The sequence below is a fragment of the Kribbella sp. NBC_00382 genome (assembly GCF_036067295.1).
Classification (GTDB): Bacteria; Actinomycetota; Actinomycetes; order Propionibacteriales; family Kribbellaceae; genus Kribbella.
On record NZ_CP107954.1, the window covers coordinates 7,781,877 to 7,808,834 of the forward strand.

The 26,958-nt window shown below is 67.3% G+C and carries 29 protein-coding genes; 13 read left to right on the plus strand and 16 right to left on the minus strand.

The window, feature by feature from the left end; translation table 11 throughout:
* The first annotated feature begins 84 nt into the window (after nt 1–84).
* The 3 genes from OHA70_RS36505 to OHA70_RS36515 all read left to right on the plus strand — a co-directional run bounded on the left by OHA70_RS36505 (nt 85) and on the right by OHA70_RS36515 (nt 5,674).
* On the plus strand, nt 85–819 hold the full coding sequence (locus OHA70_RS36505) for an ABC transporter ATP-binding protein (RefSeq protein ID WP_328325833.1): 735 nt from the start codon (nt 85–87) through the stop codon (nt 817–819).
* Entirely contained in the window at nt 816–3,593 is a 2,778-nt protein-coding gene (locus OHA70_RS36510) for an ABC transporter permease (RefSeq protein WP_328325835.1), read from the plus strand. The genes OHA70_RS36505 and OHA70_RS36510 overlap by 4 nt, the downstream gene beginning before the upstream one ends.
* 293 nt (nt 3,594–3,886) lie before the next feature.
* Nucleotides 3,887–5,674, plus strand: a complete 1,788-nt coding sequence (locus OHA70_RS36515; protein WP_328325837.1) for a glycerophosphodiester phosphodiesterase family protein — start codon at nt 3,887–3,889, stop codon at nt 5,672–5,674.
* Here OHA70_RS36515 and OHA70_RS36520 read toward each other — a convergent pair.
* On the minus strand, nt 5,671–6,726 hold the full coding sequence (locus tag OHA70_RS36520; RefSeq protein WP_328325839.1) for a carboxylate-amine ligase: 1,056 nt from the start codon (nt 6,724–6,726) through the stop codon (nt 5,671–5,673). The genes OHA70_RS36515 and OHA70_RS36520 overlap by 4 nt on opposite strands.
* 88 nt (nt 6,727–6,814) lie before the next feature.
* On the opposite strand from OHA70_RS36520, the gene OHA70_RS36525 reads away from it, so the two are divergent.
* Together OHA70_RS36525 and OHA70_RS36530 are read left to right on the plus strand one after the other, a co-directional pair.
* Nucleotides 6,815–7,552, plus strand: a complete 738-nt coding sequence (locus tag OHA70_RS36525) for a HipA family kinase (protein ID WP_328325841.1) — start codon at nt 6,815–6,817, stop codon at nt 7,550–7,552.
* Entirely contained in the window at nt 7,549–7,956 is a 408-nt protein-coding gene (locus OHA70_RS36530) for a DUF3037 domain-containing protein (protein ID WP_328325842.1), read from the plus strand. The genes OHA70_RS36525 and OHA70_RS36530 overlap by 4 nt, the downstream gene beginning before the upstream one ends.
* Before the next feature lie 9 nt (nt 7,957–7,965).
* On the opposite strand, the gene OHA70_RS36535 is transcribed toward OHA70_RS36530, so the two are convergent.
* The 3 genes from OHA70_RS36535 to OHA70_RS36545 form a co-directional block, all read right to left on the minus strand.
* A complete protein-coding gene (locus OHA70_RS36535) occupies nt 7,966–8,385 on the minus strand; it encodes a GNAT family N-acetyltransferase (RefSeq protein ID WP_328325844.1) in 420 nt (139 codons plus the stop codon).
* Nucleotides 8,386–8,415: 30 nt separating this feature from the next.
* A complete protein-coding gene (gene pgm, locus OHA70_RS36540; RefSeq protein ID WP_328335284.1) occupies nt 8,416–10,038 on the minus strand; it encodes a phosphoglucomutase (alpha-D-glucose-1,6-bisphosphate-dependent) in 1,623 nt (540 codons plus the stop codon).
* Between the two features lie 75 nt (nt 10,039–10,113).
* A complete protein-coding gene (locus tag OHA70_RS36545) occupies nt 10,114–11,610 on the minus strand; it encodes a fused MFS/spermidine synthase (RefSeq protein WP_328325846.1) in 1,497 nt (498 codons plus the stop codon).
* Nucleotides 11,611–11,684: 74 nt separating this feature from the next.
* Between OHA70_RS36545 and OHA70_RS36550 the strand changes: the two genes are divergently transcribed.
* Both OHA70_RS36550 and OHA70_RS36555 read left to right on the plus strand, forming a co-directional pair.
* Nucleotides 11,685–12,374, plus strand: coding sequence for a maleylpyruvate isomerase N-terminal domain-containing protein (locus OHA70_RS36550; RefSeq protein ID WP_328325848.1), 690 nt, complete (start codon nt 11,685–11,687; stop codon nt 12,372–12,374).
* Nucleotides 12,375–12,428: 54 nt separating this feature from the next.
* Nucleotides 12,429–13,415, plus strand: coding sequence for a hypothetical protein (locus OHA70_RS36555; protein ID WP_328325850.1), 987 nt, complete (start codon nt 12,429–12,431; stop codon nt 13,413–13,415).
* Here the strand turns inward: OHA70_RS36555 and OHA70_RS36560 are convergent.
* The 4 genes from OHA70_RS36560 to OHA70_RS36575 all read right to left on the minus strand — a co-directional run bounded on the left by OHA70_RS36560 (nt 13,380) and on the right by OHA70_RS36575 (nt 17,327).
* Nucleotides 13,380–13,745 carry an MmcQ/YjbR family DNA-binding protein gene (locus tag OHA70_RS36560; protein WP_328325852.1) on the minus strand — a complete coding sequence of 122 codons (366 nt, stop codon included), beginning with the start codon at nt 13,743–13,745 and terminating at the stop codon, nt 13,380–13,382. The genes OHA70_RS36555 and OHA70_RS36560 overlap by 36 nt on opposite strands.
* A 68-nt stretch (nt 13,746–13,813) precedes the next feature.
* The gene (locus OHA70_RS36565) at nt 13,814–14,476 is read right to left on the minus strand and encodes a response regulator transcription factor (protein ID WP_328335286.1); all 663 of its coding nucleotides are present in this window, start codon (nt 14,474–14,476) and stop codon (nt 13,814–13,816) included.
* The gene (locus OHA70_RS36570; protein WP_328325854.1) at nt 14,476–16,233 is read right to left on the minus strand and encodes a histidine kinase; all 1,758 of its coding nucleotides are present in this window, start codon (nt 16,231–16,233) and stop codon (nt 14,476–14,478) included. The genes OHA70_RS36565 and OHA70_RS36570 overlap by 1 nt, the downstream gene beginning before the upstream one ends.
* Nucleotides 16,234–16,805: 572 nt before the next feature.
* A complete protein-coding gene (locus OHA70_RS36575) occupies nt 16,806–17,327 on the minus strand; it encodes a hypothetical protein (protein ID WP_328325856.1) in 522 nt (173 codons plus the stop codon).
* Between the two features lie 473 nt (nt 17,328–17,800).
* Between OHA70_RS36575 and OHA70_RS36580 the strand changes: the two genes are divergently transcribed.
* Nucleotides 17,801–18,370, plus strand: coding sequence for a hypothetical protein (locus tag OHA70_RS36580; RefSeq protein WP_328325858.1), 570 nt, complete (start codon nt 17,801–17,803; stop codon nt 18,368–18,370).
* Between the two features lie 247 nt (nt 18,371–18,617).
* Here OHA70_RS36580 and OHA70_RS36585 read toward each other — a convergent pair whose 3' ends face one another.
* Both OHA70_RS36585 and OHA70_RS36590 read right to left on the minus strand, forming a co-directional pair.
* The gene (locus OHA70_RS36585) at nt 18,618–19,121 is read right to left on the minus strand and encodes a hypothetical protein (protein ID WP_328325860.1); all 504 of its coding nucleotides are present in this window, start codon (nt 19,119–19,121) and stop codon (nt 18,618–18,620) included.
* 153 nt (nt 19,122–19,274) lie between these two features.
* Complete coding sequence (locus OHA70_RS36590; protein ID WP_328325862.1) at nt 19,275–19,826, minus strand: YceI family protein; 552 nt, start codon at nt 19,824–19,826, stop codon at nt 19,275–19,277.
* 141 nt (nt 19,827–19,967) lie between these two features.
* On the opposite strand from OHA70_RS36590, the gene OHA70_RS36595 reads away from it, so the two are divergent.
* From OHA70_RS36595 to OHA70_RS36605, 3 genes are all read left to right on the plus strand, one after another.
* Nucleotides 19,968–20,369 (plus strand): hypothetical protein, encoded by a 402-nt coding sequence (locus tag OHA70_RS36595; RefSeq protein ID WP_328325864.1) that lies wholly within the window; start codon nt 19,968–19,970, stop codon nt 20,367–20,369.
* Between the two features lie 185 nt (nt 20,370–20,554).
* A complete protein-coding gene (locus tag OHA70_RS36600) occupies nt 20,555–20,818 on the plus strand; it encodes a hypothetical protein (protein WP_328325866.1) in 264 nt (87 codons plus the stop codon).
* Between the two features lie 5 nt (nt 20,819–20,823).
* Entirely contained in the window at nt 20,824–21,672 is an 849-nt protein-coding gene (locus tag OHA70_RS36605) for a class I SAM-dependent methyltransferase (protein WP_328325868.1), read from the plus strand.
* Here the strand turns inward: OHA70_RS36605 and OHA70_RS36610 are convergent.
* The 4 genes from OHA70_RS36610 to OHA70_RS36625 form a co-directional block, all read right to left on the minus strand.
* Complete coding sequence (locus OHA70_RS36610; protein WP_328325870.1) at nt 21,669–22,076, minus strand: cysteine/serine endopeptidase inhibitor; 408 nt, start codon at nt 22,074–22,076, stop codon at nt 21,669–21,671. The two genes, OHA70_RS36605 and OHA70_RS36610, sit on opposite strands and share 4 nt — an antisense overlap.
* A gap of 36 nt (nt 22,077–22,112) precedes the next feature.
* Complete coding sequence (locus OHA70_RS36615) at nt 22,113–22,859, minus strand: thaumatin family protein (protein WP_328325872.1); 747 nt, start codon at nt 22,857–22,859, stop codon at nt 22,113–22,115.
* Nucleotides 22,860–22,982: 123 nt separating this feature from the next.
* Entirely contained in the window at nt 22,983–23,501 is a 519-nt protein-coding gene (gene pyrE, locus OHA70_RS36620; protein WP_328325874.1) for an orotate phosphoribosyltransferase, read from the minus strand.
* Between the two features lie 45 nt (nt 23,502–23,546).
* Nucleotides 23,547–24,827, minus strand: coding sequence for an exonuclease domain-containing protein (locus OHA70_RS36625; protein WP_328325876.1), 1,281 nt, complete (start codon nt 24,825–24,827; stop codon nt 23,547–23,549).
* A gap of 166 nt (nt 24,828–24,993) precedes the next feature.
* Between OHA70_RS36625 and OHA70_RS36630 the strand changes: the two genes are divergently transcribed.
* Entirely contained in the window at nt 24,994–25,656 is a 663-nt protein-coding gene (locus OHA70_RS36630) for a DUF6308 family protein (RefSeq protein WP_328325878.1), read from the plus strand.
* Nucleotides 25,657–25,659: 3 nt separating this feature from the next.
* Here the strand turns inward: OHA70_RS36630 and OHA70_RS36635 are convergent, their stop codons facing one another.
* On the minus strand, nt 25,660–26,295 hold the full coding sequence (locus OHA70_RS36635) for a hypothetical protein (RefSeq protein ID WP_328325880.1): 636 nt from the start codon (nt 26,293–26,295) through the stop codon (nt 25,660–25,662).
* A gap of 17 nt (nt 26,296–26,312) precedes the next feature.
* Here OHA70_RS36635 and OHA70_RS36640 point away from each other — a divergent pair, with 17 nt between their 5' ends.
* Nucleotides 26,313–26,468 carry a hypothetical protein gene (locus tag OHA70_RS36640; protein WP_328325882.1) on the plus strand — a complete coding sequence of 52 codons (156 nt, stop codon included), beginning with the start codon at nt 26,313–26,315 and terminating at the stop codon, nt 26,466–26,468.
* Here OHA70_RS36640 and OHA70_RS36645 read toward each other — a convergent pair.
* Nucleotides 26,465–26,956, minus strand: a complete 492-nt coding sequence (locus OHA70_RS36645; RefSeq protein ID WP_328325886.1) for a metallophosphoesterase family protein — start codon at nt 26,954–26,956, stop codon at nt 26,465–26,467. The genes OHA70_RS36640 and OHA70_RS36645 overlap by 4 nt on opposite strands.
* Between the last annotated feature and the right edge of the window lie 2 nt (nt 26,957–26,958).

Here is a 26,958-nt window from a genome sequence, read left to right on the forward strand (position 1 = left end):
CCGCCCTCCCTCCGAGGAGCAGACTCGGAGCACTGTCGACGGTTCCCGGGGAGAACCGCTGATCTGCTTGGGAGGGCGATCGGCATGGAAGGAAATACTGTCGTACGTGCGACGGACCTGGTTCGCACGTACGGCGAGGGCGACACCGCGGTCAACGCGTTGCGCGGGGTCGGGGTGGAGATCACGGCCGGGCAGTTGACGGCGGTGATGGGACCGTCCGGCTCGGGCAAGTCGACGTTGATGCACATCCTGGCGGGGCTGGACAAGCCGACCTCGGGGTCGGTCCAGATCGGCGGCACCGAGATCACCACCCTCGGCGACGACGATCTGACCAAGCTCCGCCGCAAGCACATCGGGTTCATCTTCCAGTTCTTCAACCTGCTGCCGATGCTGACCGCACGCGACAACATCGTGCTGCCGTTGACGATCGCCGGCGAGAAGCCAGATCCGGAGTACTTCGACGAGCTGGTGGCCCGGGTCGGTCTGACCGACCGTCTCACCCACCGTCCGGCCGAACTGTCCGGCGGCCAGCAGCAGCGGGTCGCGATCGCCCGGGCACTCGTGTCCCGCCCGACCGTGATCTTCGCCGACGAGCCGACCGGCAACCTCGACTCGCGGACCAGCAACGAGATCCTCCAGCTGATGCGTGGTTCCGTGGACGAGTACGGGCAGACCACGGTGATGGTGACCCATGACGCCAAGGCGGCCGCGATGGCCGACCGGGTGCTCTACCTGGCCGACGGCGAGATCGTGAAGGAGACCGGCCGGACCGACCAGCACGAGATCCTGCAGATCATCGACTCGCTGGACCTGCAGTGATCGGCTTCGCGCTGCGCGGACTGCTCAGCCGGAAGCTCCGCACCGCGCTGACCGCGATCGGCGTCGTCCTCGGCGTCGCGCTGGTCTCCGGCACATTCGTCCTGACCGACTCGATCTCGAGCGCCTTCGACTCGATCTTCTCCAACAACTACAAGAACACCGACGCCGCGATCACCGGCAAGACTGCGTTCGACGTACCGGACGGGACCGCGCCGGCACCGCCGTTCGACGAGTCGCTGCTGACCAAGGTCTCGGTACTTCCTGAGGTCGGTCTGGCCGGCGCCGCGGTCTCGGGCGAGGCGCAGCTGATCGGCAAGGACGGCAAGGCGGTCGTGTTCGGCGGCGCGCCCAACCTCGGCTTCAGCGTCGATCCTGAACACCAGGAGTTCAACTCGCTGGCGCTCGTGAACGGTGCCTGGCCAGGTCCCGGCGAGGTGGTGATCGACACCCAGACCGCCTCCAAGAAGGGCTTCGCGACCGGCGACTCGATCGGTGTGCAGGCGCGCGGCGAGGTCCAGCCGATGCGGATCTCCGGGCTGGTCGAGTTCGGCGCGGTGTCCTCGATCGGCGGCGCGACGCTGGCCGGCTTCGAGCTACCGACCGCGCAGAAACTGTTCGACAAGCCGGGCAAGCTGGACCAGATCCTGTTGAAGGCCAAGAGCGGTACGTCACCGCAACAGCTCATCGACGCGGTGCAGAAGGTACTGCCCGAAGGCACGCAGGTGCGTTCCGCCGAGGACCAAGCCGCCAAGGACGCGGCCGGGACGAGCGGCTTCCTGGACTTCTTCCGGACCTTCCTGCTGGTGTTCGGCGGGATCGCCTTGTTCGTCGGCTCGTTCGTGATCGCGAACTCGCTGTCCATCACGATCGCCCAGCGCACGCGTGAGTTCGCGACCCTGCGCACGCTCGGCGCCTCGCGGCGTCAGATCCTCAACACCGTGGTGCTCGAGGCACTCCTGACCGGTGTGCTGGCCGCGGCGGCCGGGCTGTTCCTCGGCCTGGGGATCGCGACCGGGTTGTTCAAGATCTTCGACGCGGCCGGTTTGACGCTGCCCAACAACGGGCTGGTTTTCCGTGGCAGGACAGTCATCGTCGCGCTGGCGGTCGGCATCCTGGTGACCTTGCTGGCCAGCCTTCGGCCGGCCATGCGAGCGACGAGGGTTCCACCGATCGCGGCCGTTCGCGAAGGTGCTTCGTTGCCGCCGGGTCGCTTCCAGCGGTACCGCGGACTGGGCGCTGTGGTGCTGACGCTGGCCGGGGTCGCGCTGATCGTCGTCGGGTTGTTCGTCGACGGGCTGGCGACGGGTGCTCTGCTGACGTTGCTGGCTGTCGGAGTACTGCTGATCTTCATCGGGATCGCTCTGTTCGCGGCGCGATTGGTACGCCCGTTGGCGGCCGCGTCCGATCCGGTGGCTCGTGGGTCGGTGCTCGTGCTGACGATCCTCGCGTGGCCGCTGTTCTCCTTGCCCTATTGGCTTCTGCGGCGGGGGTACTGGGGTCCCGGGTCTATGTCGAAGCGGGTCGGCGGGTTCGTGCTGGGCGCAGTACTGAATCCGGTGCTGCTCGTGGTGGTGACGGCGATGGCGGTCCGGCGGCGGCTGAGTTCGTGGCAGCCCGAGTGGCCGGCCGAGTTCCCCGGCGTACTGATCGACGGGCCGGCGGCCGGCATCGGCGGGCAGAACAGCCGGCGCGATCCGCATCGGACCGCGTCCACGGCTGCCGCGTTGATGATCGGGCTGGCCCTCGTCACGCTGGTGGCGACGCTCGGCGCGGGCATCATCAAACCGTTCGAGGATGCCGTCGACCGGATCTTCAGCGGTGACTACGCGGTCGCGGCGCAGAACAACTTCAGCCCGCTGCCGCCGACGGTGGCCGCCGCGGTCGCCAAGGTGCCCGGAGTACAGGCGGCGTCGAGTGTGCGGGGCGGACAGGGCCAGGTGTTCGGCGACACGATCACGGTCACCGCGGTCGACGCGCAGGCGCCGTCGGTACTGCGCTTCGACTGGAAGAGCGGTTCCCAGGAGACGCTCGGGACGTTGGGCGCCGACGGCGCGATCATCAACGAGGACTACGCGGACGAGCACAATCTGCAGGTCGGCTCGACGCTCTCCATGACGACCGTTGGGGGCAAGACCCTGCCGCTGACCGTGCGGGGCATCTTCACCCCACCGGCGGGTGGCTCGCCGTTCGGCGACGTGACGATCTCGACGACATCCTTCGATGCGACCAACCCGCAACCGCTGAACATCTACACGTTCCTGAAGGTGGACGGCGGCGTGACGGCGGCGAACACCGCGGCACTCGAGAAGGCGCTCTCTGGTTTCCCGAACGCGAAGGCGCAGACGCGGGAGCAGTTCAAGGACGCCCAGTCGAGCGGCATCAAGAGCCTGCTCAACGTGCTCTACGTGCTGCTCGCCCTGTCGGTCCTGGTCAGCCTGTTCGGCATCGTCAACACGCTCGTACTGACCGTCTTCGAGCGGACCCGGGAGCTCGGCATGCTGCGGGCGATCGGCCTGACTCGTCGCCAGGTGAAGCGGATGATCCGGCACGAGAGCGTGATCACGGCGCTGATCGGAGCGGTCATCGGGATCATCCTCGGCCTCGGCCTGGCCTCATTGCTGGCTGCCCGGCTGGACGAGGTCGCCTTCGCGGTTCCGACCGGCCAGCTGCTCATCTTCGCCGTGGTCTCGGTGGTCGTGGGCATCTTCGCCGCCATCTGGCCGGCCCGCCGGGCAGCCCGGCTCAACCCGCTGGAGGCACTGCAGTACGAGTAGCAACCGGTGAGAGGCCGACGGCGAGTGCGCCGTGTCGGAGGTTCCGTTAGCGATAGCGGTGGTCAGGTGCGTGCCTCGTGGTGGCGCAGGGAAGGCCTCGATGTTTTTCCATCGTGGCCTTTTCTGCGCTGCCGCGAGGTGCGTGCCTGGGCGCCGGTAGCGCAACGGAACCTCTGACACGGCGCACTAGGGTCACCCGTCGGCCTCTTGTCGGCTACCTTCGCGAGGGCCGGGGTATCCCTGCAGCGGGAAGCATCGGCGCCATCCGCCCCTCCTACGCTAAGGAACCCGTCATGCGCCGCGCGCTGCTCTTTACTCTCGCCGCCGGACTGCTCGGCTCCTCTGTGGCCGCTCTGCCGGCCAATGCCGGTCCCACAGCCGGTCACCGTCGCGACTTCGACATCCAGGCTCACCGCGGCGGTCTCGGGCTGACCGTGGAGAGCACGATCGCGTCCTTCTCACGCGGCCTCGAGCTCGGCGTCAGCACGCTCGAGCTCGACGTCCAGATCACCGAGGACGGCTACGCGGTCGTCACCCACGACCGCCAGGTCACCGGCGCGAAGTGCAAGGACACCGCGCCCTACACGCCGGGCGATCCCGAGTACCCGTACGTCGGCAAGTTCATCAACACGCTGACCCTCAAACAGGTCAAGCAGCTCGACTGTGGCTCGCTGCCGCAGGCGGGTTTCCCCGGCCAGACGCCCGACCCGGGTGCGCGGATGCCTGAGCTGCGCGATGTCTTCGCGCTGGTCAAGCGCTTCCACGCCAACAAGGTCAAGCTCAACGTCGAGACCAAGGTCGAGGCGGGTTCGCCGACCCAGACGGCACCGCGCGAGCAGTTCGTCCAGGTGGTCGCTGCCGAGATCCGCAAGGCGCGGATCGGGCGGCAGGTGACGATTCAGAGCTTCGACTGGGGTTCGCTGATGCGGATGCGTCAGGTCGCGCCGTCGTTGCCGATCGTCGCGCTGACCAACTACGACTTCCTGCAGACCGGTCAGCCCGGCAAGTCGCCCTGGCTGGGCGGTCTCGACATCGACGACTTCGGTGGGGATCTGGTGAAGGCGGCAGCGTCGTTCGGTGCGGACGCGATCTCGCCGGTGCACGGGTTCCCGCAGGACGGGCGCGTGACGGATCCGGCGTACCGGCCGTATGTCACCGCGGATATGGTCCGGTCGGCGCATCGTGCTGGCATCAAGGTTGTGCCGTGGACTGTCGATGACCCGGCCACCATGCAGTCGCTGATCGACAAGGGTGTCGACGGGATCATCTCCGACTACCCGGACCGGGTTCGTTCGGTCGTCCGGTCGAACGGGTTCCGGCTGCCGGTCGCGTACGACGCTCCGGCGGTCCGCGCGCTGCCGTCGGCTCATGCGCACAACGACTACGACCACCGGCGGCCGCTGTTCGATGCGCTCGACCGTGGCTTCAACAGTGTCGAGGCGGATGTCTGGCTGGTCAATGGTGAGCTCCGGGTGGCGCACGATCTGCAGGACGCGGTGGCGGGTCGCAATCTCGAGAGTTTGTACCTTCGGCCGCTTGCTGACCGGGTTCGGGAGAACCATGGCGAGGTCTACCGGCACGGGCGCGACTTCCAGTTGCTGATCGACATCAAGAGCGACGGGCCTTCGACGTACGCGGCTGTCGATGCGGCACTGCGGAAGTACAAGCGGATCAGCACAGTCTTCGCCGGCGGGCGCACCTACCGCGGCGCCGTCACATCAGTGATCAGTGGCAACCGTCCGCTCGACGTGCTGAAGGCACAGAAGGTCCGGTACGCCGGGTACGACGGGCGACTCAGCGACCTGAACTCCAAGCTGCCCGCATCGCTGATGCCGTTGGTAAGCGACAACTGGTCGAACAACTTCACCTGGCGCGGTGTCGGGCCGTTCCCGGCGGCTGAACGCGCCAAGCTGCAGGAGATCGTCACTACCGCGCATGAGGCCGGCTACCGGGTCCGCTTCTGGGAGACGCCGGATGTGCCGGGCGCTGCCCGTGAAGCCGTCTGGTCGGAGCTGGTTGCCGCTGGCGTCGACAACCTCAACACCGATGACCTGCACGGGTTGGAGGACTTCCTCCGCTAGTCGGTCACTGCGGTGAGGGTGACGACGTCGAAGCCGTCCCTGACGGCCTGGCGTTGCTTGACGGCGCCGTTGCCCTCCCGGAGTACTCGCTGGATGGTCTCGGCGACCATGTCGGCCTCACCCAGCTGGTTGAGCGCCTTGGAGACATGGCGCTGCAGGAGGCCGAGTAGCTCTGACATGGGTAGCGGGCGGGCCTTCAAGACGTCCAGTCCGTTGTTGGTGATGCCGTCGCGTGCTGCGAGCCAGTAGGCGGCTCGTAGTACCTCCGGCTCCAGCTTCGGCCCTAGACCACCGTCCTCGAGTGCTGTCATCACCAGGGCGCGGATGAGAGTTGCCAGCAGCACCGTCTCGTCGACGGTCAGCGGTACGTCGCTCACGCGTACCTCGACTGTCGGAAGGTGGCTGGACGGCCGTACGTCCCAATAGACCATCCGCTCATCCATGATGCTGCCCGTCGCGACCTGCATGGCGACCAGTGCGTCGTAGTGCTCGGCGGACTCGAAGTACGGCGGCGGACCCGAGCAAGGCCAGCGCGACCACATGATCGACCGCCAACTGGAGAACCCCGTGTCGTGCCCCAGATAGACCGCACTGTTGGCCGTCAGCGCCAGCAGAGCGGGCAGCCAAGGCCGCAGATGGTTGCTGACGCGGATGGCCGCTTCCTTGTCCGGTACGTCGATGTGCACGTGACACCCACACACCGCCTGCTCACGAGCGAGCAACCCGTACCGGGCCTCCATCTCCTGGTACCGCGGCTTCCTGGTGATCAGCTGGGCGGCCAAGCCGACCGGAGGCGTGGCGATCGCCAGTAGCTGCGCACGCTCATCAGCGGCTGCCTCGGCGAGCTTCGAGCGGTCCCAGGTCAGCTGGACCCGCAGTTCATCAGCCGTTTGACACACTGGTGAGTTGATCTCGACCTGGGCCTGGGTGAGCTCCAGCTCGACGTCTACGCCTTCCGCCCCCGCGGCGACGGCCTTGCTGCGTGGCATCGGGTGACCACTGGCGGAGACCAGTAGCAACTCCTCCTCGACGCCCATGGACGGGTGGCTCAAGGTCTCTCCTCTATCGCTATGCCTTCGAGGTACCCGGCAGCTTCCCGGTGGAAACCAGGGCTGCCGGCCATGCACTAGGCTCGGGCGGGTGAGCCTGCCGATCGTGACTGCCACCAGGTATGTGTTGCCGTTACGTGAAGGTGGCTCGCTCCCAGGTGTTGTCGAAGGCAACGATCTCGGCACCTACGTGCTCAAGTTCCAGGGCGCCGGCCAGGGCCCTAAGGCGCTGGTTGCCGAGGTCATCGTCGGCGAGCTGTTCCGCCGGCTCGGCCTGCGGGTGCCGGAGCTCAAGCTGATGGAGCTCGACCCGGTGATCGGCAAGTCCGAGCCGGATCAGGAGATCCAGGACCTGATCGTGCGCAGCGCCGGCCTGAACCTCGCCGTCGACTTCCTGCCCGGCTCCTTCGGGTACGACGGCTCCAGCGGCAAACCCGACGAGGCCACCCAGGCGAAGATCCTCTGGCTCGACGCCTACGTCGCCAACGTGGACCGCTCCTGGCGCAACCCGAACCTGCTCGTCTGGCACAAGCAACTCTGGCTGATCGATCACGGAGCAGCGTTGTACTTCCACCACTCCTGGATGTCTGCGGAGAAGTTCACCGGGCTCGCGTACGACGCGCAGGACCACGTGTTCCGCGACGTGGCGCCTTCGGTACCGGCCGTTGACGCCGAGGTCGCGGCTGCGATCACTCCTGAGCTGCTGACCGAGGTGATCGCGCTGGTGCCCGACGAGTGGATCGGTCCCGACGACCGCGAGCGGTATCTGGGTCATCTGACCGCCAGACTCGCCGACCGGTCCGCCTGGCTGCCGGGTGGTGCGCGGTGAACCTAGCACCCTTCGACCCTGCACTGAACCTCGTGCCCTTCGACTACGTCATCCTGCGCGCGGCCCCCCGCATCCACCGCGGTGAGTTCGTCAACGTCGGCGCAGTGCTCTACTGCCGCTCGCTGGACTTCCTCGGCGCCTCCTGGGACGTCGACCCACTCCGCCTGCGCGCCCTGGACCCAGCGGTCGACGTAGACGTCGTCTGCGCCTCCCTGGAGCACCTCCGCGCGATCTGCGCCGGCGACCCAGCGGGCGGCCCCGCCGCCGCCACCCGAATCGGCGAACGTTTCCGCTGGCTGGCCGCACCTCGCAGTACGGTCGTCCACCCCAGCCCCATCCACAGCGGCCTGACCAACGACCCAGGCGCCGACCTGGACAGGCTGGTCGACGCCTTCGTCAGGTAGGGCTGCACGTCAGAGCGGATCCTTCGTCATGAACACCCGGCTGGTGCCGGGCGGGTCGCAGGGCACCTCGCCCACCACGCGCCAGCCGTGCTTGAGATAGAACCCAGGCGCCTGGAAGCTGATCGTGTAGAGCATGGCTGACCGGCACCCACGGCGTCGGGCCTCCTCTTCCGCTTGTCTCAGCACCTCACCACCGACGCCCTGCCCGCGCAGCTCCGCGGGCAGGTAGAAGAGATCGACGAACAGCAGCCCGAGCGAGGTCCGTCCGGTGAGGCCACCGATCACCCGATCCGTTCCCGGCTCGCGGACGAGCACGGTCAGCGGTCGCCGATCCTGGATCCCGGTCGCCTCGACATTGAACTCGTCGAGGCCGGCCGAGATGATCGCGGCTGCCGCAGGCTCTTCCAGGTCGGTGACGGAGATAATCATGCGGCCGACCGTAGCGACAGCCACCGACAATTAGGCCAGCGCTTGGGAGACCACCTCGCGGGCCTGGGCGAAGACCTCTTCGAGGTGGTCGGCACCCTTGAAGGACTCGCCGTAGATCTTGTAGAGGTCCTCGGTCCCCGACGGCCGCGCGGCGAACCACGCGGACTCCGTGGTGACTTTGAGCCCTCCGATCGCTGCACCGTTGCCGGGGGCGCTCGTCATCCGGTCGAGGATCGGCTCGCCCGCCAGCTCGGTCGCGGTCACCGCATCGGCCGAGAGCGCGGCCAGCTTGGCCTTCTGCTCCCGGCTGGCCGGCGCGTCCACCCGGCTGTACGCCGAGGCGCCGAACCTCTCCACCAGCTTCGCGTGCGCCTGCGACGGCGTCTCCCCGGTCACGGCGGTGATCTCGCTGGCCAGCAGGGCGAGCAGGATGCCGTCCTTGTCGGTCGTCCAGACCGTACCGTCGAAGCGCAGGAAGCTCGCGCCCGCGGACTCCTCGCCGCCGAAGCCGACCGAGCCGTCGATCAGACCGGGCACGAACCACTTGAACCCGACCGGCACCTCCCACAGCCGACGACCCATGTCGCCGACCACGCGGTCGATCAGCGACGACGAGACCAGCGTCTTGCCGACCGCGACCTCGGGTCCCCACTGCCGGTTCGCGAACAGGTACGAGATCGCGGCGGCCAGGTAGTGGTTCGGGTTCATCAGGCCGGCGTCGGGCGTGACGATGCCGTGCCGGTCGGAGTCGGCGTCGTTGCCCGTCGCGAGGTCGTACTTGTCCTTCTGCGCGACCAGCGAGGCCATCGCGTACGGGGACGAGCAGTCCATCCGGATCTTGCCGTCGTGGTCGAGCGTCATGAACGACCAGGCCGGGTCGATCCGCGGGTTGACCACGGTCAGGTCGAGGCGGTGCCGCTCGGCGATCGCGGCCCAGTAGTCCACACTCGCGCCGCCGAGCGGGTCGGCGCCGATCCGGACACCGGCACTCCGGATCGCATCGAGGTTGAGCACGGAGGGCAAATCGTCGACATAGTGACCGAGGAAGTCGTACTCCCCCGCCTGCGCCCGCGCCGCATCGAATTGAACCCGACGTACTTCGCGGTTGCCACCGGCGATCAACTCGTTAGCGCGGGCGGCGATCCAGCCGGTCGCGTCGGAGTCGGCCGGCCCACCGTGCGGCGGGTTGTACTTGATCCCGCCATCGCGCGGCGGGTTGTGGCTCGGCGTGATGACGATGCCGTCGGCACCTGCTCCCGCGCCGCGGTTGAGCCGCAGGATCGCGTGGGACACGCCAGGAGTCGGCGTCAGCCGGTCCGCGCTGTCCACCAGGGTCTGCACGCCATTGCCGGCCAGTACTTCGAGCACTGTCCGCCAAGCGGGCTCCGAGAGGCCATGGCTGTCCCGCCCGACCAGGAGTGGGCCACTGGTCCCCTCCCCTGCCCGGTACTCACAGATGGCCTGGGTGATGGCCAGGATGTGCGCCTCGTTGAAGGCGCCGTCGAGGGACGAGCCGCGGTGGCCCGACGTACCGAAGACGACCTTCTGGGCGGGGTTCTCGACATCCGGCGTGATCCCCTCGTACGCCGCGAGCAGCGCGTCGACGTCGACGAGATCCTCGGGCTGAGCGGGCTGGCCTGCGCGTGGGTGCATGTGCACATGCAACAAGCCTTCGGCGCGGATCACAACTCCACCCGTGGCGCGTCTCGCGGGACGGTTTTAACTGTCTCAGGTCGGGAAGGGCGTGAGGAGCTGGTCTACCGGCGCATAGTCATCGGTGAGCAACGGTGCGTCGCCGATGAACTGCCGCAACGCGTTGGGGTCGTCGATGTAGCCGCCAGCCGTGCCTAGCCGTTGCCGGATCGCAGTACCGGGCAACGGCTGGTCGGCGGCGAGCAGGACGAAGTTGCCGCCCTCCTGGCCGGAGAGTTCGGCCGGCTTGGCGATCAGTCCGACGTACGGGAATTCCGCGGCAACGGTACGAATTTCGGCCTTGAGGAATGCCTGCGGGCCGAAGTCGATGATGTTGATCAGCAGGAGCCCGTCCGGCTTGAGCATCCGGCGCTGGTCGGCGACGAACTCGCGGGTGGTCAGGTGCCAGGGCACGGCGACCCCGCCGAACGCATCCATCACGACCAGGTCCCGGCTGTCGTCGGGCTCGGACCGTACGCCGAGCCGCCCGTCGCGGATCTGGATGTCGAGCTCCGGGCCGGGCTTGGCGCCCAACTCGGCCTTGTCGAGCTCGATCACGCCGGGGTCGATCTCGTAGACCTTGTTGTTGGTCCCGGGCCTGGTCGCGGCGAGGTAGTGCGGCATGGTGAGCCCGCCGCCACCCACGTGCAGCGCCTGCAGCAGCCCTTTGTCGGGCCACCGGCTCTCGATCGCCGTCGCGAAGTCTTTCGTGTACTGGAACTGCAGGTAGGTGGGATCCGCGAGGTCGATGTAGGAGTGACGGAGCTGATCCAGGTAGAGGAGGCGGCCGCTCGCTCGCGCCGGGTCCTTCTCGATCCGGGCGCAGTGATAGGCCGTCTCGACCTCGCAGGGCCGTGGGGCGACCAGGGTCAGACCAGTACCGACCAGCGCCAGAGCCAGTGGGCGGGTAGCAGCCTTCAGACCGCGGAAGAAGATTGTGAGGGCGGCTCCAGCGAGGACCAGCAGGCCGCCGAGGCACAGCACGATCGTGCTCGTCGGGACCTTGGCCACGAACACGAACCCGGTCAGTACCGTGCCCGCGATCGCACCGACCGTCGCGTAGGCGGACAGGCGGCCGACGACCGTCCCTGTCTGGCTCAGCTTCGACAGTCTGAGCTTGGTCACCATCGGGGTCACCCCCGCGAGCAGTGAAGCCGGCAGGAACAAGGCGACTGCCAAGGCGAGGAAGACCGCCTCATTACCGCTACCGCGCAGCGCCTCGCCGGTCCATCGCACCACCGGCAGGATCAGCAGCACCAGCGCTCCGGCGAAAAGGATGATCGGCCCCAGCGTCCGAGTAGGAGGCGTGCTGTCGGCGAGCCGGCCGCCCATCGCGGCACCGGTCGCGATGGCCGCCAGGGCGACGCCGATGACAGCGGTGTTGGTCTCCAGAGTCAGGCCGAGGTACGGCGCCACCAGGCGCAGCGAGACGAGCTCGAGCACCATCACGGCGGCCGAACTGCCGAACGACAGGGCAATGGCGACTTTGTCGTTGATCGCCTTGGCGGGTGTCTCTAGGGCGGTCTCTTCCACTGCGCCACCCTAGCGGCCGTCGATTTCGTCGCCGACCGTTCGTCATCATGGAAAGATCCCCTTGAGGAGGACTCATGGACGCGACCACAAGTGTCGCCCTGTACGCCGGTACGCGGGCGCGGCTGACCGAGGCGATGCTGGGGTTCGGCCCCTCGGAGCTGACCGAACTCGTCCCTGCGTGCCCGGAATGGACCGTGCACAACCTCATCTCGCACCTGTCCGGCGCCGCCGCCGACTTCGTCTCCGGCAACCTCGAAGGCGCGCCTCGGCCTCCGTGGACCGCCGTCCAGGTGGACGGCCGCCGCTCGATGCCGCTCGCCGCTGTCCTGGAGGAATGGGCGACGACGACCGGGCCGGCGCTGGAGAAGCTGATCCTGAGCGGCGACACCACCCATCCGATGATCTGCAACCCGTACGTCGACGCCGGTACGCACGAGGCCGACGTCCACGGCCTGACCGGGATCGGGCGGCCGCCGCGGGAGATCTGGCTGGCGACGCTCGATTGGGTCTTCCCTGATCCGCGACCGGCGGACGACTCGCCTGGCACGCTGTCGACCGTGACGCCGGACGGTACGTATCAGCTGGGGGCCGGGGAGCCGGTGGCAGAGGTTCATACGGACACGTATGAGTTGTTCCGGGCAATCTTCGGGCGTCGTTCGGCGGCGCAGATCCAGGCCTGGCAGTGGACCACGCCGGCTGCGGCCGAAGCTTGGTCTTTGGAACTGCCGCGCTTGCGTCAGACCGAGGTCGATCTGATCGACTGATCTGCCTTGTGGATAAGGGCGAATCGGGCGCTCGGAACTCGTACCTTCCCTGGCATGAGCAAACGAATCGTCATCCACTGCGCAGACCAGATCAACTCCTCAGGCCCACTCTCCCCCGACGACCTGGCGCCAGCCGTGGCGGCGGCCGGCCTGACCAAATCGGGCAATCCGGCAGCCGCCGTCCGTGCTGCGCTGCGGCAGTCGCCCGTGATGGTGCAACTGCCCGACGGACGCTTCGACAGTGTCCGGCGAATGCTGGACGGCGCTGCTCTCACCCATCGGGTGCGCTATGCAACCAAGGGCCGGCAAGTCCTCTTCGCCGGCCCCGAGCTGGCACCACTCGACCTGCTACTAGTCCATGACGGTTCCTTGGCACTCTCCTCAGGCGATGCAGTCACAGCGTCCATCGGCGAGTTCGGCGGCTGGTGCGGCCCACCCGACTGGCTCCCCGACGTCCCCGCCGATTCCCTCCTAGCCTTCCGCCTCCGAAACGGCCGCCTCTGGGTCGAGCCGGTCCCCGACGAGCCTCCCCTCTCAAGCCCATCAACCGACCGCCTCCGGGTAGTCCTCAAGCGCCACCTGAGATCCACCGACGCCCTCGGCGAATGGCAAACCCGAAACACCCTGGCCACCCTCATCCTCCGCGTCCTGACCGAGATCCCAGACCTCCTCCTAGATCCCCTCCCACCCCTCGACGAAGTACTCCAACTAGGCCGCGAACACTGGCCCCCGACCTGGCGCCCCACCCCAACCAACCCGGCCGAGCCGCCCTACCCCGCCTCGCCCGGGTTTGCATCTAGTGGGCAGCGGATCGTGCTCGACGACCTGCCCGGCCCTCTGGTGGCGGCTCTGCGTCGGGACGCGAACAACCTCGGCGTCAGCCTCAGCGAGCTGACCATCTTGCTGTTGTCAGCCGCGACGTACCGAACCTCCATGCCGTGCCGCCATGACGCCGAGGAAGCCTGGACCTCGAGCCCGTCCTCCAGCGCACCGTCCAGCCGTGCGCTAGCTGCCGGCCTGATCGAGTCGAGCTACCAGTGACTTGGGGGCGACCTGGCGATAAGCGTCCTCGACGAGCTCGCCGAGCTGCAGCCAGTCGACGGCAGGAACGTCGAGGTAGACACCGAGCCAGCCGCGGTGCCCGACGTACGGCGGACGGAAGAAATGGTCCGGGTCGCTGGCGATCAGCGATTCTTGACTGCCTTCAGGGGCTGCGCACCAGAATCCAGTTCGGTCGTCGTGGTGCTGATCAGCGAACATCACGAACGTCTTCTTATCCCGGACAAACCACGTCGGCTCACCATGACTCAGCCGCTCCGTCGTCTCCGGCAGAGCCAGGCACAGTCCCCGCAATCGATCCAGCGCGTCCATTCCCGTCTCCTGTCCCTGTCCTACTCTCAGCGGCCGAACCCCGGCTCTCAGCGGCCCGGCCCTGGCTCTTAGCGACGAGGCCCTGGGGCGACCACGCCGGCTTCGTAGGCGTAGACGACTGCCTGGGCATGATCCCGCAGATTCAGCTTGGTGAGAATCCGGCTCACGTGAGTCTTCACGGTCTGCTCGGCAAGCACCAGGGTCGCCGCGATCTCCCGATTCGACTGTCCACGCGCCACCAGCCGCAGTACATCCGTCTCCCGAGGCGTCAACTCAGCCGCCGCCACAGGCAACACCGGCCGCACCTTCACAAAGTCTTCGACCAACCGCCGAGTGATCGACGGAGCCAGCAACGCATCCCCAGCCGCCACAATCCGGACCGCCGCCGCCAGCTCATCAGGCGAAGAATGCTTCAACAGAAACCCACTGGCCCCCGCCCGCAACGCCTCATACACATACTCATCAAGATCAAAGGTCGTCAACATGATCACCCGCGGCGGCTCCCCCGGCGCCACCCCGTCAAGAATCCGCCGAGTCGCCTCGAGCCCGTCCATCACCGGCATCCGCACATCCATCAACACCACATCCGGCCGAACCCGCCCCACCACCTCCACGGCTTCCGCCCCATCCCCTGCTTCCCCCACGACCTCCACCCCGTCCTGCGCCCCCAACAACGCAGCGAACCCACCCCGCACCACAGCCTGATCATCCACAACCACCACAGAAACCATCACCCCACGCCCTCCCCATCCGTCCGTTCTTCGGCGGACTGCTCGCCCAGCGGGAGCGCGACTTCTACCTGATATCCGCCGTCCGCGGTCGGTGCCGCGTGCACGCGACCGTCCAACAGGCCAACCCGTTCACGCATCCCCACCAGCCCGTGCCCACTCCCCGACGCGACCGTCCCCCGACCGCTAGCCACCGCCGCCCCCACACCGCCAGCCATCGGTCCATTCACCACGCTCACGATCAACTCCCCACCGACCCGTCGAACGCTCACGTCCACAACCCCTCCCGGCGCATGCCGCACCGCATTACTAACCGCCTCCTGCACCACCCGATACGCCGTCAACTCCACCGCAGGATCCACCCCCCGCCCAACCACACCACGTTCCCCCGCACCTCCTTCACCGGCACCCCGCCCGACCACACCGCCCTCACCCACGCCCCGCCCAAGCACCTCGTCCTCACCGGCGCTCTGCCCGAGCACCCCGCCCTCACCAGCGCCCCGCCCGACCGCATCGTCTGCACCTGCGCCCTGCCCGACCACACCGCCCTCACCAGCGCCCTGCGCCAGCACCCCGTCGGCACCCGTGCCCTGCCCGAGCACTCCGTCTGCACCGGCGCCTTGCCCAAGCACCCCGCCTTCACCGGCACCCTGCCTGAGGGCACCGTGACCACTCGCTGCGCCTCGGCGCGATCCACGCTCGCTCAGCGAAGTGTCTAGCTCCAACCGCACGTCGGCGCCGGCGCGCTGTGTTGCGGCGACCAGTTCTGGCAAGTCGGCCAGGCCTGGTTGCGGGCCTAGCTCGGCGCTTGCTCGTTCGCTGCCTGGGTCCTCTCGCAGCAAGCGAAGTACCCGCCTCATCTCCGTCAGCGAAGACCGGGCATCCTCGGCGATTCCGGCGAACTCGTCCCGCGCGTCATCCGCCAACCCGTTCAATCGATGCGGCGCGCTGTCCGCGCGAACCACGACCACCGACAAATGATGGGCAACGACATCATGCAGTTCGCGGGCGATCCGAGCCCGCTCCTGCAACCGAGCCCGTTGCCCCCGCTCAGCCGCGCTGATCTCCTCCTGCTCCACCAACTGCTGCCGCGCGACCGCGCGCGACCTCACCAAGTACGCCACCACCACAGCCACCGCCGACAACACAGCCATCGTCAGCAGCCCCGCCCACGACCCCCGCTCCGGCGCCAAAGCCATCCCCACCACACCAACCAACTGCGTAACCACCCACCACCCAGCCAACCCCCAGCGCGACGAGACCCAGCGCGCTGACGCCCAGCGCGTCGAGCCCCGGCCACCCCCGACCGTCAGCTCAGTGGCACCTCGCACACCGGTCAGGTCAACGGCACCTCGCGCACCGGTCAGGTCAGCGCCAGCGGCGCCTCGAGCACCGGACGTCAGGTCGGTGGCGCCTCGAGCGCTGGTCGTCAGGGCAGTGGCGCCTCGTGCGCCGGCGAAGGCCAGTACCAGTGAGTGGCCGAAGACTCCGGATACTGGCCAGGGCCACGCCTCGTCGAGGGATACCGGTACGCAGACGATTGCGGTCAGCACCGACGTGGCCAACGAAACCGGCAACGCCCACTGCGGCCGCAACCACACCAGGGCCAGCGCCAGCGCTCGCATCACCCCGAGCGCGAACGCGGCCCCGATCGGCAACTGATAGTGCTGCCCGAGGTCAGCGGTCGTCACCAGCAGCAACGCGCCGACCCCGACCGACGCCCAGATCCCACCTCGCCCTACCGGCCACCTCGAGCTCATCCCACGACCTTAATCACGATCCGGATCTGCATTCCTCCACGCGCCGACTCAAACCTGCTGCATCCCGCGCCCGGTCAGAACCACCAACTCCACCGCCGGCTTCACCTGCTACGTCCAACGCCTGCTCAACCTGCCGACTCCCAGGCCGGCTCACATCCTGCCGAGCCCAGCGTCTGCTTATGGATGTATCGCCAAACGGTGTTTCCGGTGCCTGCTGGTTGCACGGTTTCACTGCTGCTGCTTGCGGCAAGGTCGGTGGGGCGGCAAGTACTTCGGGAGTGGGCACGCTGGGAGGCTTTTACCCCCGGAACGGGCGATTTGGCTCCACGGACTCCGCGAAAACCCTCCCCGATAGGTGGGCCGAGGGTTGCCAGGTGGTGACCCGGCAGCAGTTCGAGGTCCCCGCAAGCGACTCGGGGTCGGCTGGCGGGTTGTTCAACCGCTGACGTGAAGCAGCAGGCCAGTGGTCAGATAACCCGCCACTGGCCAAGCGATACCTCAAGCAGGACGCTCGGGCAGCCCGTTGACGCGACCGCAAGTCGCCGGCTCCAACCTGCTACGTCCAGGAGTAGTCAGATCTGCTGGGTCCAGGAGTAGAAGAAGGCGGCGCCGGCGATGGCCAGCAGGATCGTTGCCGGGAGCACCAATCGGGAGGTGGCGGAGCCGTAGAGGCGGCGGATCGAGGCTGCTTGGAGGAGGGCCAGGCCGCGGAGCACGAAGGGGATCAAGATGATGATCGGGACGGCGACGGCGGCGTGTACTGCCCAAGCGCCGGCCTTGGTGGGGCCGCCCCACGTGTCCGGACCGAAGGGACCGTCCTCGACGAAGCCGAAGAACGGTCCGCGGACGACTGCGATCACCAGCATCATCAGCAGAAACCAGCTGAGCAGGCCGAGCACCAGGCTCACCAGTGCGTTCAGGACGGAGCCGGCAACTCCTGGCCGACGCAATCTGATCGGCTCCGCGGACCCCTGGAAGCCGGCGAGCTTTCGCCAGATCTGGTGAACCGCGTCAGCCCCGCCACCGAGCGACCAGACGATCGCCAGCAGGCTCACCGGCACGAGCCCAAGGTCGTACCCGATCGAACGGATCAACCGACTCACGATCGAACGACTCACGCTCGCGCGGCTGGCGGTCGTACGGCTCCCACTCGCGGAGCTCGCAGTCGCGGGGCTGGTGACCGCGTGGCTCGCTGTCGAGCGGCTGGTGGTCGCGGGGCTGGTGGTCGAGCGACTCGCGCTCGCGCGGCCCGTGGTCGAGGGGCTCGGGGGCGGGGTGGTTGGTGGGGTTGTCAAGGGTGGGCGACCGGATTCCGGTTCATCTGTGGTTGGTGCGGTGGGTCGGGCGGTGTCCGTCATGGCAGCTCCTCGGTCTCAGTAACTGAGATCGAGCCTAGAAATCAGCGGGCCCGGAAACATCCGGCCACGGAGCCAAACCGCTCCCCCTACCCCGGTATCGGGTCGACTGTGATCTAGGTCACAGTGACCACGGTCCGTGTCTCAGCGTTACACGGTCAGTGCCGGAGGGTGCGAGCGGCAGCGCCGCGCCGACAGGAGGTTCGAACAACATGCGCATTCGGAACCTGGCGGTGACCGCCACGCTGATCCCGGTCCTGATGCTCGCGGGCTGCGGCAACGACGACCCCACCGAGCTGGCAGCGTCGTCACCCGGCGCCCACAAGGCCGCCAAATCCGGCGTCGCCGACGCGGTGGCCAACGGCATGCAGCCGGCTGCCGAAGCGCCCGCCTCGACCGACCCGGTGGTCAACGCGTACTACGACTACCGCGTCGCGTTCGACGTGATGATGCGCAGCGGCGGCCGGTCCACCCAGCAACTCGCGCCGGTGATGACGCCGTCGATGTTCACCGCGATCGGCCAGCAGGCGAAGTACTTCCGCGCCAAGCGAATGCACAACACCGGCGTCACCAAGGTGCTGTGGGCCAAGCGCGTCCTGCTCTCCGACGGCGTGATCGTCCGCGCCTGCTACGACACCAAGCAAGCTCGAACGGTCGACAGCAAAGGCAAGAGCGTCCTTCCGGCCAGCACTCCGACGCGCTGGCTCGACCAGATGCGCGTCGAACTCATCCAAGGCCGCTGGGTCGTCGACGGCGGCAGCACCACGCCGCAAGCCTGCTGACTCCACGAGCAAGGGTCATCAGCAGCAGCCAACGACCCGAGCAAACGCAGGCAGTACCGCGGGCAGACATCTTCAACACCAGCTATCGCGCCGGATGAGCAGCGCCGGCGTCAGTTACCACTCGTACTACCCCGAAGACGTCTTCGGTCCGCTGCCTTCCTGGGCACACCTCGCGGTCCGGAGCCAACTCACAGCGCGGAGAGCAGCTACCTGCCCTCCGCGCTGTCTGTTTGCGAAGCCGCCCGGGTCAGGCGTGGCGGGTGGCTTGTTTGAGGAGTGATTCGACAGCCTCATAGAGGGCGTCATCGTCGGATGGGCCCGACCAGACGAGGACGCGAGCCTTGTCGCCGAGCTTGGCGGCGACCAGTTCCTGGGCCGGAGTGGGATCGCCTTGATTCAGGAGTACTACGAGCCGCCGGCCGTCTCGTTGCAACCGGTCGAGCAGCGGCGGCAGGGTGGAGCCCCGGAAGAGTCCCGGATCGCTCTTCACCTTCGTCTCGATCATCACGCCCCGGCCGCGGACCACCAGCAGGAAGTCGGCGCGATCGCGGGTGAACTCGCGATCGTGATAGACCCGCGCCTTCGGCCAGAGCCGTTCGAGGGCGGCATCCACCTCGGCGTCGTACCGGGCGGACAACCTGCTGACCTTGGAACTGGTACCGCGCGGCCGGAACTCCTCCGGCTCACGCAGACCTCGACGCCGGCGCCCGAACAGGGGCCTGAGCCAACGGTAGAACGGTGTGTCGATCATCGGCGGACCCCCTGGACCTGGATGACACTCAAGAAGAGTGTCCCCGGCCCCGAATGGGCCAACCACGCCCAGGCGGGGTCCGCCGATGATTGTGACAGCATTGCGACGAACCGGCAGGAGTGAGGGTGTCCGGCCGGCTGACGGCGCCGCGGATCAGGCGTTCTTGATCGCCGAGACCTCGATCTCGAGGGTGACCTTCTCGCTGACCATCACGCCGCCGCCCTCGATCACCGCGTTCCAGCTGACCCCGAAGTCCTTGCGGTTCAGCACGACCTTGCCCTCGAAACCGAGCCGGACGTTGCCGTAAGGGTCGACCGCGCGGCCGTTGTACTCGAAGTCGATGTCGACGGACTTCGTCACGCCCCGGATGGTCAGGTCACCGGTCACCGTGAAGGCGTCGTCGCCGGCCGGCGCGACCGCGGTGGAGACGAAGGTGATCTCCGGATGGTTGTCCATGTCGAGGAAGTCGTTGCTGCGCAGGTGCTCGTCGCGCTGGGAGTTGCGGGTGTCGATGCTCTTGGCCTGGATGGTGACCTGAGCGGTCGAGTTCTCCGGCTTGTCGCCGTCGACGTGCACCGAGCCCGTGAACTCGTCGAAGTTACCCCGGACCTTGGCGACCATCGCGTGCCGGGCGACGAAGCCCAGCCGGCTGTGCGCGGTGTCGATGGTGTAGTCGCCGGTGAGCTCGGAATAGTCAGTGGACATGCAGTCCGCCTCCAAATAGATAGTTCAAGTTTGCATATCAACACTGGCAGTATCGGGTTGATTCGTCAACCCGACTCACTGACCGGTTCGTAGCGGAGAATCGGCAGGCAGCCGAGACCCGTCGGCCGATCAGGAGGTCCAGTGAGTTCGACGCAGTGGAAGGTGCACTTCAAGTCGGCCCCGAGCGAGGTCTACCGGGCGATCAGTACGCCGCTGGGCCGGTCGCGATTCTGGGCGGAGTCGGCCAAGGAGTCCGACGGGGTGATCCATTTCGTCCTGCCCGGCGACCGTACCGACGACGCACCGATCGAGCGCGCCGTTCGCGAGCGGCTGTACGTCATCCGCCTCTTCGGTGAGCGCATCTCCTTCACCCTGAGCCCGGACGAGAGCCGCGGCACCGACCTCACCTTCACTCACGAAGGCGAGGCTGACCCCAGCACCTGGGTATCCCTGCTGCTCCGCCTGAAGGCCCACGTCGACTTCGGCGCCGACCTCCGCAACCACGACCCCGCCCGCACCGAGGGCTACCTGGATGGTTGCTAGAGGCAACTAAAAACGCCCTGGCCGGCTGATCTGAACCGACCGGGGCGCATCCGCACAGTCGAGCAACGCGGAAAACTGGCTTCCGGCTGCTGCATCAGTTGGCGGATTCGGGGCACTAAGCTCCTCAGCACGGGGCATACGCTGGACAGCAGGTCATGGGCAGGCCGCCACAGGGAGAGGTCGCGATGTCGGAGTTCAGAATCACCCACGAGATCCACGAGGTCCACCCGGACATCCGCGAGAAGCTCACCACCACGACGATCGAGGCGATCAACGAGTCCAGCTCGCGGTCGGCCGAGGACGCGGCCCTGGTCCTGCGCAACAAGCTCGGTGAGATCGGCGTCCACATGAGCGAGGAAGCCTGCCTCGCCGCCGTCGAGCGGATCCGCCAGGGCAAGACGCTGCGCTTCGAGATCGAACACGCGAACTCTGACGAGGCCGAGGCGTAGTACCGATGCCGAGTCCCGAGCAGATCCGGGACGGTCAGCGGGCAGCCTGGGCCAGGCTCTCCACCGGCTGGGAGAAGTGGGACTCGATCATCATGGACCAGCTCGGTCCGGCCGGTACGGCGATGATCGAGCGACTGGACATCGCCGCGGATCAGCAGCATCTCGACATCGCCTCGGGCACAGGTGAGCCGGGTCTGAGCATCGCGCGGCTGGCGCCGAAGGGACGCGTCGTACTGACCGACCTCGCTGCGGAGATGCTTGACGTCGCCGCGCGCCGAGCCGCAGCCCAGGGCGTCAGCAACATCGAGACGAAGGTGTGCAGCGCCGACGAGCTGCCGTTCGACGACGCCAGCTTCGACAGCGTCTCCGTGCGGTTCGGGTACATGTTCTTCCCCGACATGGCCAAGGCGACGGCCGAGTTCGCCCGCGTACTCAAGCCAGGCGGCCGTCTGGCCGCGTCGGTCTGGGTCAGCCCGGACGACAACCCCTGGACCTCGATCGCCATGCAAGCGATCACGACCGAGGTGGAGCTGCCGCCACCGGCGCCGGACGGACCGACCATGTTCCGCTGCGCCGCCCCGGGCTACGTCTCTGCCCTGTACGCCGACGCAGGGCTGCTCGACATCGCCGAGTGGGATGTCCCGCTCGAACTCGTGACGGATTCACCCGAGCAGTACTGGGAGATGATCAGCGAACATGTCTCCCTCGCCGTTGCCGCTCTGCAACAGGTCGACGACAAGGCGCGGGAGCGAATCCGCACCCACGCGATCGCGAACGTCACCGCCTTCGAGCAGGGCGCCAAAACCCGCGTACCGGGCCTGGCGCGCTGCATCGTGGGAACCAAGCGGGCCTAGGACCTGACGAACTTCCAGGTCAGCGGGATGTTGCCGAGGTTCGGATCAGCGAGTTGGCGGAAGGCCGGCTCGCTCAGGTCGATGTGGCCGGCGCCGCAGCTCGGGCACTTGTCGCGGACCGGGACCCGGATCGTCTTGCCGTTGTAGGTGACCTCGACGGAGACACCCGTGCACAACGGATCGTTGTTGGGGTTCGCCGTCGTCCAGTACGTGGACGAGACGGCCACCAGCAATTCGGTCGCGGCATTGATCTGGGTACCGCAGGCACCGTACCCGGCGTCGTTGTAGTAGGTCGCATTGCCCTGGATCGGCTGGTCGAAAGGAATGGCGTAGGCGGTTTGCGCAAAAGTCAGCGGAAGCACAATGGCACTGGCCAGGACGGCCAGTCTGGTCGGCATTCTCATGAACAGCTCCTGTCATCTTCGCGAAGCGGGCTGAGTTCAGACGGCATGGAAAGTCACGGTGAATCCGGTGCAATTGCGGCATTGTCGGACGGTTTGGTTGCCTTGCTCGGCATCCTGCTTCGACCAGGCATAGGCCTTGGGGCAATGCGAGCTCAGCGCGTCGCTGTATGGGGTGCGCGCGTCGCGGTTGAGATTCAGGCAATACGGCGTGACGCCGTTCGTACCGACGCGTTTGTTGGCCTGCGGGCAGTACGGCAACAGGTTCTCCGGGAAGCCCATCGTCTCGCACTCGGGTGAGCCTGGCGGAGCCTGTGGATTGTTGGCCCGGATGGTGATCGGCAGCGCGAAGGCGTTGACGTAGCTGACGTTGTACCAGGGCGCGAGCCCGTCGGCCTGGTCGAAGTTGAACTCGGCCAGGCTGGTCGGCTGCTCGCCGAGACTGCACCGGTCAGCGAACGGACCGCAGTCGCCGACGGCGCACTTGAAGGTGGATCCGGACTGGCCCGTACAGCCTTGCCGGCCGAAGAACTTGCCGCGCCAGTGGTTGGGCCAGGAGCCTTCCGGGATGGTGATCGTCGCGGACTGCCCGTTGGTCAGCGTGGGCAGCCCGGCGAAGTTGACCGAGTTGTCCGCGTTGACCGAGGACCCGATCCAGAGCGTCTGGCCGGACTGGTTCACGAACGTCACGGTATGGACGGTGGCGACGCCGGCGGCCTGGGAAACGGGTGCTGGTATTCCCAGGAAAAGGGCAAGCGTCAGCATTACGGCGATCAGCTTGGGCATATCTTCTCCGCATGCAGTGGGGGCGGTCGCGGCGAGATTGCTTCACCACCATGGCCGTCCCGATACAACGATGTCAATACCTCACAGCACGCACCGTGATCGCGCGATTACAGATTTCCCGGGTTAAGAAAGGAAATCCGCCGCGGTCAGCAGGGAAGTCAGCTCGATGCCGTCCGCGGCCAGCGTTTCGGCGCCACCCAATTGGCGGTCGATCACGCACAAGGCCCGGGAGATCTGAGCACCAAGCGCACGCAGCTCCTGGGTGGACGCAACGATCTGACCGCCCTTGGTGACAACGTCCTCGACCACGAGGACCTGGCGGCCGGCGATCTCGGCGCCCTCGGCGAGGCGGCAGGTTCCGTAGGGCTTGGCCTCCTTGCGGACGAAGGCACACGGCAGCCCGCTATGGCGGCCGAGCGCCGTCACGACCGGGATCCCGCCCATCTCGAGCCCGGCGAGCACCTCGGTCCCGGCCGGCACCAGCGGCACCAGCGCCTCGGCGATCGCGTCCAGCAACACCGGGTCCGCCTCGAACCGGTACTTGTCGAAGTACTCGGTCGCCGTGATCCCCGACCGCAGCACGAACTCCCCGGTCAGATGCGACGCCTGATAGATCCGCTGTCCCAGCTCCGCGATGTCCACGCCCCGCACCCTACCGACGCGACCAGGCCCCAGCGGCGACCGTCGTCAGCCCGCCTTCCGTTGCCCGCGGTCCGGCAGCATCCGGACGAAGTCCTCCACCGCGACGATCGGTACGCCGAATCCGCGCGCCGCTCGCGCCTTCACCGAGAGGCTGTCCACGTCAGCCGCAACCACGAAGGTCGTATCCGGCCGCACTGCCTCCTGCGGCACGAACCCAGCCGCCACCGCCCGATCCCACCAGACCTCCCGCGGCTCGACCATGTCCCCGGTGAACACCAACCTGCTACCAGGCGGAAACCCTTGTGCCCCAGGCCGAGCCGGTACGTCGTACTGCCCGCCGCTAGCCCGGAGCAAGGCGTCATCGACATCCGCCGCGCGTTGCCCGAGCATCACCGCAACCCGGTCGAGGTCCGTCCGCTCCTCCAGGCTGACCACTCCCCCGCTCCACAACGCGTCGGCCAGATCGGTGACGTAGACGCGATGCAACTCGTCCACCTCTGACCGCGTCAGCCCGAGATCCGTCGCCACGTGCACCAGCTGATCCGCCTCGGCCTCGTTGATCTCCCGATCGGCCAGGATCATGTCGAGCACAGCCAGGTACGAATCAGCTTGCGGTGGCTCCGGAACGCGCGGCAACTGATCGACCAGCCGACTCATCCAGCCATGCCGACCGCCCGCATGCACCGGTCGTACGGTCGCGACCCCATCCATACCGGGCAGCGCAGGCCAGGGCAGCCGACTGATCTCGTCGTACGCCCATTGCCACGGCGGAGGCGACGGAAAGGACCGCAGGTAGTGGCTGAAGAGCTGCGCCGTCGCCCGGGTGTCCGCGAGCGCCGAGTGCCAGCCCTCAATCGAGATCCCAGCCGCTGAGCAGCAAGCACCCAATGTCCGTTTGGCGCCCGGATGCAGATAGCCGGCCAGCGCCATCGTGCACATCGACCGCTCTGTGATCAGCGGCACGCGGTACCCGATTCGGTCGAACTCCGCCCGCAGGAAGCCCAGGTCGAACTCGACGTTGTGCCCGACCACCATCCGCCCGGCCAGCAACGACGCGAGCCGGCCCGCGATCTGGGCGAAGTCCGGCGCGGCCAGCACGTCGGCGGTGAGGATCCCGTGAATATGTTGCGGTCCCAGGTCGCGCTGCGGATTCAGCAGCGTCACCCATTCCCGCTCGAAGCGCCCGTGCGCGTCGAGCTGGACGACGGCGATCTCGATCACCCGGTGCCGATGACCGGGCGACAGACCGGTGGTCTCGGTGTCGATGACGGCATACATCCCCGGCGCCTCCTTCAGCGGCCCAGCCAACGTCACTGCGACGTCCATACCAACGTCACTGCCAACTGGGACAAGCCAATCACAGCCCACCGACAGTTTCCGGAGATCGCGCGGATCAGATGTAACGCGGCAACGATTCCACTCGATAGGCCGTATGGAAGCGCGGGGGGAAAGCCGGAAGGCGCCGCGTGCCGGCTATCACGCGGGGGGACCCATGCAACTCACCATCGACACCAGCCTGTCCAGCAGGCTGCTGCACATCGTCTCCGACCGAGAAGCGGTCGAGGACCTGCGGGCGTACTTCGAGGACGGCCCGCCGAACACCGGCTACCCGGGCCGCTGGTTCGAGCAGATCGGCTCGCCGGCCGACCAGGAGCTCAATCGCGACCGGCTCACCGCGGACGACATCGTCGCCTTGTCCGCGCTCAGTATCCGGCTCCCGATCACGGTCTCGGCACGGTTGCTCGGCGAGGACTCCGCCGAGATCAACGAGCTGCTGACCCAGATCCCGGCCGACGCGGACCTCTGGGACGTCGACCGCTCGGACCTGAGCCCGCGCTCGGCGGCGTACCGGCTGTTCACGAAGTTCCGTGCGATGGCGTGGAACGGCGGTGATCACGGCACGTCCGGCGTGACGGCGAGCAAGCTCCTGGCGCGCAAGCGGCCGCGGCTGATCCCGATCTACGACCACCAGGTCAGCCAGTTGGTTGACCTCGGCAAGGGCGCGAACTGGTGGATCTCGTTGCGCGAGGCACTGACCGACGAGGTCCGCGATCATCTCGAGCAGGCGCACCGGTCGGCTGAGCTCAGCCCGATGATCACGCCGTTGCGCACGCTCGACGTGATCCTCTGGATGCGCGCCCGCCATACCGAGTGAGTACTAGGCCGGCGGGATGTCGACGGCGATCTCCTCGCCCAGCTTCGCGCCGCCGATCAGGTCGAGGTCGTCGCCACTCCAGAAGCGGCCCGGGTCGTACCAGTTGATCCGCTTGCCGGACGGGAGGAGTCCCATCTCCTCGTACGTCATGGCGACGACCTCGGCGCAGTAAGCGCTCTCCAGCTTCAGGTCTCGCTCGCCTTGGCGGAACTGCGGGATCCGGCCGCGCAACCATCGTGATGCCAGCCGAGCCGTCGACGGGAACGGCGTACCGTCGAGGCGCGCGACGGTTCGTAGTACGGCGTCCTCGGTCTCCCTGGTGATCGGGTACTCGAGCTGCCGCAGCCAGGCGCGCTGCCCGTACTTGCGCGACCATGTGAGGACCGCGTCCCGCAGATCATGCAGCTGTACTCCGCGCTGATGCTGCCCGGTCCACACGTCGGGCAGCGAGCGGCCGAGCTCGGCGTGCCACATCAGCGGTGGCAGGTCCTCCAGTACGACCGCCATCCCGACGTGGTTCACCGGGCTGTTGGTGGTCAGCTGAATCGCCCGATCGGCCGCGCTCTCACCGCGGAACAGCCAAATGTCACCCGTTCGTGTCAGTTCCGTAGCGTCATCCAGTGCTATCCGTGTCTCCACGTCGCTAGGTTAGTGACATGAAGGCATGGAAGGTCGTAGGACTGGCAGGTCTCGTCGGCGTCGCCGCAACTGGCGTCGTCATCGCGCGAGGCGAGCGCAAGCGCAAGTCCTACACCCCTGAAGAGGTCCGCGACCGTATCAAGACCCGGGTGAAAGAAGCCGCAAGCGCCTAAAGCTGGTGCAGTACAACGTCTGTCAGACGGCCTGACTCGATCATGGCCGTCTGATAGGTGCAGTACGGCTGACTCCGACGGTCGGTCGGCGATCCCGGGTTGAGCAGGCGCAGGCCCCGTGGTGACGTGGTGTCCCACGGGATATGGCTGTGCCCGAAGACGAGCAGGTCCACGTCCGGGTAGGCGCGTTCGCAGCGCTCCTCGCGGCCTTTAGCTTGGCCTGTCTCATGCACGACCGCCACGGACAGGCCCTCCAGCGTCACCCGGGCGACCTCCGGCAACCTTGCCCTGAGCAACGGTCCGTCGTTGTTGCCCCAGCAGCCGATCACCTGTTTCGAGCGCTCGGTCAGCTCATCGAGCAGCTCGACGTTGACCCAGTCGCCCGCGTGGATCACCACGTCCGCTTCGTCGACCGCCGCCCAGACGGCGGCGGGCAGCTTCTTCGCGCGGACCGGTAGATGAGTGTCCGAGATCAGCAGCAACCGCATAG

Coding starts and splice junctions, on each gene's coding strand:
- OHA70_RS36505 (WP_328325833.1), top strand. CDS start 85: ATGGAAGGAAATACTGTCGTACGTGCGACGGACCTGGTTCGCACGTAC.
- OHA70_RS36515 (WP_328325837.1), top strand. CDS start 3,887: ATGCGCCGCGCGCTGCTCTTTACTCTCGCCGCCGGACTGCTCGGCTCC.
- OHA70_RS36535 (WP_328325844.1), bottom strand. CDS start 8,385: ATGATTATCTCCGTCACCGACCTGGAAGAGCCTGCGGCAGCCGCGATC.
- pgm (WP_328335284.1), bottom strand. CDS start 10,038: ATGCACCCACGCGCAGGCCAGCCCGCTCAGCCCGAGGATCTCGTCGAC.
- OHA70_RS36550 (WP_328325848.1), top strand. CDS start 11,685: ATGGACGCGACCACAAGTGTCGCCCTGTACGCCGGTACGCGGGCGCGG.
- OHA70_RS36555 (WP_328325850.1), top strand. CDS start 12,429: ATGAGCAAACGAATCGTCATCCACTGCGCAGACCAGATCAACTCCTCA.
- OHA70_RS36560 (WP_328325852.1), bottom strand. CDS start 13,745: ATGGACGCGCTGGATCGATTGCGGGGACTGTGCCTGGCTCTGCCGGAG.
- OHA70_RS36565 (WP_328335286.1), bottom strand. CDS start 14,476: ATGGTTTCTGTGGTGGTTGTGGATGATCAGGCTGTGGTGCGGGGTGGG.
- OHA70_RS36570 (WP_328325854.1), bottom strand. CDS start 16,233: ATGAGCTCGAGGTGGCCGGTAGGGCGAGGTGGGATCTGGGCGTCGGTC.
- OHA70_RS36580 (WP_328325858.1), top strand. CDS start 17,801: ATGCGCATTCGGAACCTGGCGGTGACCGCCACGCTGATCCCGGTCCTG.
- OHA70_RS36585 (WP_328325860.1), bottom strand. CDS start 19,121: ATGATCGACACACCGTTCTACCGTTGGCTCAGGCCCCTGTTCGGGCGC.
- OHA70_RS36590 (WP_328325862.1), bottom strand. CDS start 19,826: ATGTCCACTGACTATTCCGAGCTCACCGGCGACTACACCATCGACACC.
- OHA70_RS36600 (WP_328325866.1), top strand. CDS start 20,555: ATGTCGGAGTTCAGAATCACCCACGAGATCCACGAGGTCCACCCGGAC.
- OHA70_RS36605 (WP_328325868.1), top strand. CDS start 20,824: ATGCCGAGTCCCGAGCAGATCCGGGACGGTCAGCGGGCAGCCTGGGCC.
- OHA70_RS36610 (WP_328325870.1), bottom strand. CDS start 22,076: ATGAGAATGCCGACCAGACTGGCCGTCCTGGCCAGTGCCATTGTGCTT.
- OHA70_RS36615 (WP_328325872.1), bottom strand. CDS start 22,859: ATGCCCAAGCTGATCGCCGTAATGCTGACGCTTGCCCTTTTCCTGGGA.
- OHA70_RS36625 (WP_328325876.1), bottom strand. CDS start 24,827: ATGGACGTCGCAGTGACGTTGGCTGGGCCGCTGAAGGAGGCGCCGGGG.
- OHA70_RS36630 (WP_328325878.1), top strand. CDS start 24,994: ATGCAACTCACCATCGACACCAGCCTGTCCAGCAGGCTGCTGCACATC.
- OHA70_RS36640 (WP_328325882.1), top strand. CDS start 26,313: ATGAAGGCATGGAAGGTCGTAGGACTGGCAGGTCTCGTCGGCGTCGCC.
- OHA70_RS36645 (WP_328325886.1), bottom strand. CDS start 26,956: ATGCGGTTGCTGCTGATCTCGGACACTCATCTACCGGTCCGCGCGAAG.